The organism is Flagellimonas olearia, assembly GCF_004150225.1.
In the GTDB taxonomy this organism is placed as follows: Bacteria; Bacteroidota; Bacteroidia; order Flavobacteriales; family Flavobacteriaceae; genus Flagellimonas; species Flagellimonas olearia.
Window position 1 is genome coordinate 1,021,452 of sequence record NZ_ML142907.1, and the last position, 6,898, is coordinate 1,028,349.

6 protein-coding genes are annotated in these 6,898 nt (G+C 48.0%); 5 read left to right on the forward strand and 1 reads right to left on the reverse strand.

All coding sequences use genetic code 11. The annotated features are described in order from the left end of the window. Nucleotides 1-19 precede the first annotated feature (19 nt). Nucleotides 20-1,798, reverse strand: coding sequence for an arginine--tRNA ligase (gene argS, locus DN53_RS04665; protein WP_129653222.1), 1,779 nt, complete (start codon nt 1,796-1,798; stop codon nt 20-22). A gap of 106 nt (nt 1,799-1,904) precedes the next feature. Between argS and DN53_RS04670 the strand changes: the two genes are divergently transcribed. From DN53_RS04670 to DN53_RS04690, 5 genes are all read left to right on the forward strand, one after another. Then, nucleotides 1,905-2,330: a hypothetical protein gene (locus DN53_RS04670; protein WP_129653223.1), complete on the forward strand. Its 426-nt coding sequence runs from the start codon at nt 1,905-1,907 to the stop codon at nt 2,328-2,330. After that, a complete protein-coding gene (locus DN53_RS04675; RefSeq protein WP_129653224.1) occupies nt 2,327-2,851 on the forward strand; it encodes a DUF1648 domain-containing protein in 525 nt (174 codons plus the stop codon). The genes DN53_RS04670 and DN53_RS04675 overlap by 4 nt, the downstream gene beginning before the upstream one ends. A 341-nt stretch (nt 2,852-3,192) precedes the next feature. Beyond that, complete coding sequence (locus DN53_RS04680; RefSeq protein ID WP_129653225.1) at nt 3,193-4,689, forward strand: peptidase associated/transthyretin-like domain-containing protein; 1,497 nt, start codon at nt 3,193-3,195, stop codon at nt 4,687-4,689. A gap of 114 nt (nt 4,690-4,803) precedes the next feature. Next, nucleotides 4,804-5,013, forward strand: coding sequence for a hypothetical protein (locus tag DN53_RS04685; protein ID WP_129653226.1), 210 nt, complete (start codon nt 4,804-4,806; stop codon nt 5,011-5,013). Between the two features lie 246 nt (nt 5,014-5,259). Next, nucleotides 5,260-6,786, forward strand: coding sequence for a BCCT family transporter (locus DN53_RS04690; protein ID WP_129653227.1), 1,527 nt, complete (start codon nt 5,260-5,262; stop codon nt 6,784-6,786). Nucleotides 6,787-6,898: the final 112 nt, after the last annotated feature.

Consider the following 6,898-nt stretch of genomic DNA (forward strand, 5'->3'; position numbering starts at 1 on the left):
GACCTAGGGATAAATGGGGTTACATCCGTTCAGGAACATCAATCCCCAAAAGTCTAAAGGCGGACTGGATCACCTCTCCTACTTTTTGTGACAGCTGTACCCGGAACTGCTTTTTGGTTTCGTCAGGCTCGCCCAAAATGGATACCTGCTGATAAAAGGAATTGAATTCCTTTACCAAATCGTAGGTGTAATTGGCAATAAGCGCCGGACTAAAGTTTTCCGCGGCCAATTGAACGGTTTCAGGAAACTGCTGGATGCCCTTCAACAACTCCTTTTCCTTTTCATGAAGGGAAAAGGTCATGTCGAGCGCAGTCGAGACATCAAAATTAGCTTTTCTCAGAATGGATTGAATCCTCGCATACGTATACTGGATGAACGGTCCCGTGTTGCCCTGAAAATCCACGGACTCCTCCGGATTGAACAAAATCCGTTTTTTGGGGTCCACTTTCAGGATGTAATATTTTAAAGCACCCAACCCAATGGTTCGGTACAGTTGCTGTTTTTCTTCTTCGGAATAGCCTTCCAATTTGCCCAATTCTGCCGAAATGGCCTCTGCAGTCTCCTCCATATTGGTGATGAGGTCATCCGCATCCACAACGGTACCTTCCCTACTCTTCATCTTACCACTGGGAAGATCCACCATACCATAACTCAAATGGTACAATTGTTCGGCCCAAGCATACCCCAGTTTTTTCAGGATAAGGAACAGCACCTTAAAATGGTAATCTTGCTCATTTCCAACGGTATAGACCATCCCGTTGATATCGGGAAAATCCGTGACCCGCTGGATGGCGGTACCAATATCTTGGGTCATGTAGACCGCGGTACCATCGGAACGCAATACGATTTTCTCATCCAATCCCTCATCGGTAAGGTCGATCCACACACTGCCATCTTCTTTTTTAAAGAAGACCCCTTTCTCAAGCCCATCCTTGACCACATCACGACCCAACAGATAGGTATCGCTTTCGTAGTAGAGTTGATCAAAATCCACCCCAAGGTTTTTATAGGTGGTATCAAAACCGGCATATACCCAAGCGTTCATTTTCTTCCAAAGGGAAACCACCTCGGCATCACCCGCTTCCCATTTACGGAGCATTTCTTGGGCTTCCAACAAAATGGGGGCTTCTTTCTCGGCTTGGTCCTTGGCCATTCCATCAGCGACCAACCCGGCAATCTGTTCTTTATAGGCCTTATCAAAGGCCACATAGTATTTCCCCACTAAATGGTCCCCTTTCAATCCTGAGGATTCCGGGGTTTCCCCATCACCAAATTGTTGCCAGGCCAACATACTCTTGCAGATGTGGATGCCACGATCGTTGATGATCTGGGTCTTGTACACTTTCTTTCCCGAAGCTTTTAAGATTTCGGCCACGGAATACCCCAACAGGTTGTTTCGGATATGCCCCAAATGCAGCGGTTTGTTGGTATTGGGTGAGGAATATTCCACCATCACGGCATCCTTGGACCCCGCTTCGGCATAGCCATAATTCTTTACGTCCTTGATGTTGTTGAAAAAATCGAGATAGTAGCCATCTTCGATAACCACGTTCAAAAAGCCCTGCACCACGTTGCACTTGGCCACCTCGTCCACATGCTCCTGCAGATAATCACCGATTTGGGTACCGATCTGTACCGGGTTCCCTTTGATGTGGCGCAACATGGGAAATACCACCACGGTAATATCCCCCTCAAAGTCCTTTCGGGTAGGTTGAAACTCCACTGTGGGAAGTTCCACTTGGTACAGTTCTTTTACGGCCGCAATGACCTTCAGGCTCAAATCGTTCTGCAAACTCATCTCTAAAGCATTTCAGCCCGCAAAACTACACATTTTTTTGCGCTTTTGTCACAGGATTCCTTTCCCCAAGCGTAACACATACACACAATTTTGAGTATTTTTAAGCATGCTTCTGAACGTCTCTTATTCCAACAAGGACATCACCCGAAAAATTGACGAGTCGGTAGGCAAGCCTTTTCCCTTAAGGGAAAGGTTCTCCATGGGCGGTATTGGCTCCCCAAAACTCTTTATCACAGAGACCAGCATGGAAATCCAGAACCTGCTTATTTTGGACAATAACCTCAACACTTGCAACATAGAACTGCGACCCAAGGGCATCATTGTGCGGTTCCGTTCGCTGTTGGAAACCTACGGGCTCATCATCCCCTACTACAAACTGACCCTGTATAAAGGCGAAATGGCCGTGTACTCCATTCATATGGACCATCATTTCATCAAGGTCATGTCCGACACCAAGGCCGTTCAAAAGTTCTTTAAGAAGTTACTGGACCAGAAAGCAAACAACGCACCAACCTCTATTGAAGACCTATGAGTTTGTTTACAAAAAATCCGAGAGTCGACATAAAGGCCTCGCACATTGATCAAAAATTGCACCGTGCGGGATGGATGGTCGTGGCCTTCAATACGGTTTTGGTCCTTGCAGTCTACATGGACCTGCCGGAGACCATCCCCACCCATTTCAATTTTCAAGGCGAAGTGGACGGGTACGGGCATAAATCCACCCTTTGGGTGATTCCCATCCTCAGTGCCGTGCTACACCTGTTTATGGGACTTGTTGTCATGAAACTGAAACCGTGGCTTATGAACTATCCGGTCAAGGTCACCGAGGAAAATGCCCCCAAACTCTATCCGTTGGCCCTTCGCATGCTTGCAGTGATGAACTTCTGTTTTGTGATAGGCTTTTTAATCACCACCGGGATCATCCTCCTAAAACTCAAGGGCTGGGTAGACACCTTGGAAGTGAAACTTTTGATCGCCCTATGGGTATTCAATGGATTTCTACCACTTTACTATGCCTATAGAATGGTAGTGGTGGCAAGAAAAGAGGTCTAGGTTCAATTCGAGTAAATCCGTGTCATTCGTGTCAAACCAAAAAAAACGTCATTTCGACATGAGATGCAAAGCATCGATTGAGAAATCTCAACCAACCATAGATTTCTCACATTCGTTCGAAATGACAGAAGACATTGGAGAAAATCCGCGTAATTCGTGTCAAACCATTACGCGTTTTGTCATCTTGAGCGCAGTCGAAAGGTGGACAAAACATCTCGACTGCGCTCGATGTGACAAGACTTAGGTATGTTTGTTACAAATCCCCTCTTAAATCGTCTAACCCATGTGCAACCTTTTAGCAGTTGCCCTGTCTTTATAAAAAACACATCAAAAACGAACAGATGACCTTGCCCAACACCAAGATCTTCCCAATATTATGTTTCCTCATGGCCCTGCCCATGACCGCCCAGACCATCAGCTCCCGGCTGGTGGATGCCAAGACCCAAAAAGGCATTCCGTATGCCACGGTGCAGTATGGCGAACACCAAGGCACGATCACCAACGATGAAGGCCGTTTCAGCTTTACCTTGGAAGCTGCCTCCGCGCCCGATTCCATTTACATCTCCTCCATGGGGTACGCCAAACAGGGCTTTGCCCTTGCCCAATTGCAGGACAGTGTGGTACTCCTCCAGCCCAAGGCCATAGAACTCAGCGGCGTGTACGTGTTCGACAAGGAACTTACCGTGGACGAGATCATCGAGAAAATGGTGGAGCGCCTTCCGCAGAACATCAACAAAGAACCCGTGAAACAGCGCTTCTTTTTGCGGCAGTCCGAGTTGGCCACCATCACCAAGGTGGACTTTGGGTTTGAGGAATCCAGCATTGCGGAGCTCAACAAGGAACTCATGGACAGTATTGCGGCAAGCATCCCAAAAAATGCCAAAACCTATACCGAAAGTCTGGGCGACCTCTACAAGCACAATGGCACCTACAAACTGGACATCATCAAGGCGGCCGACCTGTACGACAAGAACCAAGTGGGTTCCTTTGAGGAACTGGGCGAGCGCATGCAGACCATTTTTACGCAGAACATAAAACCGGACTCCTACCTGAAGATCAAATCGGGCATTTTTAGTCAAAAGGTGCAAGTGGATTCCATCCTCAGTGAAATGGCGGAGGAAGAGGCCCAAAACCTACAGGACGAAGTGGAAAAGGACACCATCTCCGGTCTGGTGGATGCCCAACGAAGCGCGTTCAAGGAACTGCTGAACGAACTCTACTACCAAGAGGACAGCAAGCTGGACCTTACCCGAAAGACCCGAAAATATGCCTTTACCCTGGCCGGCTATGCCGAAATGGACGATGCCGGGGTCTACGTGATCGACTATGAGCCCAAACGTGGCAGTGCCGAGTTCAAGGGCCGCCTCTACATCAACATCTCCGACTTTGCCATTATGCGGTTGGATGTGCAGAACACCGAGCGCCTGCGCAATTTTAGGCTGCTGGGCATTACCTACCGCGAAGTGCTCTACAAGGGCACCATGCGCTTTGCCCAACTGCCCAATGGCAAGTACGACCTCCGCTTTATGGACTTTACCTTTGGCCGCTACTTTGCCGTGGACCGACCGCTAAAAGTGATTGAAAAGAACAAGCACGTAAAGGGCCGCCGCAAGCAGAACGAACTCTCCCTGAACATAGATTTTAGGATGAGCCCCACCCAAAAATGGGAACTGGTGGTGTTTGACCAAGAAGTGGTGCCCGAAGACCGGTTTACCAACTTTAAAGAAGACAAGACGGCACGCGCCACCTATATGCCCACCTACGACCCCGGATTTTGGCAAGGCCATACCATTATGGAGCCCAACCAAGCCATACGGGAATTTACTGTGGAAGAATAAGGGTTGAGTTTTTAGTTTTCAGTTTCACCTTTTACCCTTCACCCAACACCTTTTACCCCACTTGTCATATATGACATGCACCCATTGCCGAAAAACGCTTTTCTTGCTCCTATTATGGAAAAAGACGAGACTTTTAAAGAATGGGTTGAAGATGGCTACGGCTCTCCTGAAAAGTTGGCCCAAATTTTAGAGTTGGGGATTTTTATGCTGTTCTTTTTGGAAGAAGACACCTTCTCCCGAAGGGAGGTGCAAGATGTTGTAGAAGCGATGAAGGGAATTGTGGGAGAGCTTAGAAAGCCTATAGCGGTTGACAAATTGCAATAAACCCCATACAATGAACAATGAACAATCAACAATGCGCAATGTCCATCTTGTCATTCCCGCGCACGCGGGAATCCACCAGCCCAAAAGAAAAAGATTCCTGCTTTCGCAGGAATGACATAGAGGATTCGAGAAAATCTGTGCCATTCGTGTCAAACCAAAATAGATTTCTCGAAGCTCCTTCGCCATAGTCTCAGGACGGGGTTCGAAATGACAAGTGAAGATTTCCTGTTATCTTCGGAAAAACAAATGGATTCCCGCCTGCGCGGGAATGACAAATTAAGACGTATTTACAACTTCTTAAAACATAACCCACTATTGGCGGTCTCCGCGGGGCTGCTATTGCTGTTTTCGGCAGTGGTGTTTCTATTTACGGAGTGGAGCTACCAATCCATTGAGGTGCTCTCGCTCTGGGTGCGAAGCCACTTTGGGTATTTTTACCTGTATCTGGGCCTCGGCTGCGTGTTGCTGCTCTTGGGCATTGCGGTATCGCCCTGGGGTAAGCTTAAATTAGGAAAACCTAACGAAAAACCAGAACATTCGCTCTGGGCGTGGGCCAGTATGCTCTACAGCACGGGCATGGGGGCCGGAATTTTGCTTAGGGCCGTGCAGGAACCCGTTTTTATGCAGCAAAACCCGCCCTTTGGCTCCAACACCACTCCAGAGGTACTGGCGTTGGAGTTCACCTTTTACCAATGGGGCTTTACCGCTTGGGCCTTTTATGGACTGTTTGCCCTTATCATTGGCCATGCACTCTTTGCCAAACACCAAAAAGTGCTGGTGAGTAGTTCCATTCCGCAAAAATTCAAGGGTACCAAACGTGCCAATGCGGTGGATATCCTGGCTATCATCACCACCGTTTTTGGGTTGATCGCCGCCATAGGTCTGGGCACCGCCCAAATTACCGGAGGGCTCAACCATGTGTTTCAGTCCGAGTTTGGGGTGACTATTACTCTACTGCTGGCATTGTTGATTTCAGCCATTGCGTTTGTCTCCGTGTGGTTGGGGGTGGACAAGGGTATCAAACAGATTTCCAAGTTCAATATTTTGGTGACGCTACTGCTGTTGGCCTTTGTGTTCGTCAATAGCAATATGGGAGATATCCTGCTTTCCTTCGGAAAGGCCTCTTGGCACTACCTTATGGATTTTGTTCCGATGAGCATCGCCGTGGGGCGCTACGACCCCGGCATCGACTTCCTTACCGATTGGACGTTTTACTATTGGGCCTTCTGGCTGGCCTGGGCACCCTTCACGGGTATTTTCATCGCCCGGATTTCCCGAGGGCGTACCTTGCGGCAAATGTTGTTGGGGGTATTGATCATCCCTTCGCTGGGGACCTTCTTTTGGTTTTCTGTCTTTGGCACTTCGGCCTTTGAGATCATAGAAGGTTGGGGCAGCTACCATAATGAATTTGGCAGTGTGTTCTCGTCCATCTTCATCTTTTTTGGGGAATATCCGTTTTCGGGACTACTCAATGGTATCACTATTTTATTGTTGGTGAGTTTTTTGGTCACTTCGGTGGATTCCGCCGTATTTGTATTAAGCATGTTCACGGACAAAGGCAATCCCGATCCCCAGAAGAAACATCGGCTCATCTGGTCCATCTTTATTTTGTTGGCGACCTTAGCACTTATTCTGTTGGGTAATGCCAAACTGGACATTGATGTGCTCACCGCCGTTCAAAAACTACTCATCATCACCTCTCTGCCGTTTGCCTTTTTTATGGTGTTCATGGCTGCGGTGTTCTTAAGCGGATTCAAAGGCAATACTCAATGATCAATTAACAATGGGCAATGACCCAAAGAGATTTCTCGCAGCTCCTTCGTCATAGTCTCAGGACAGGGTTCAGAATGACATTGGAGATTCGTGAAAGTTTGTGCCATTAGTG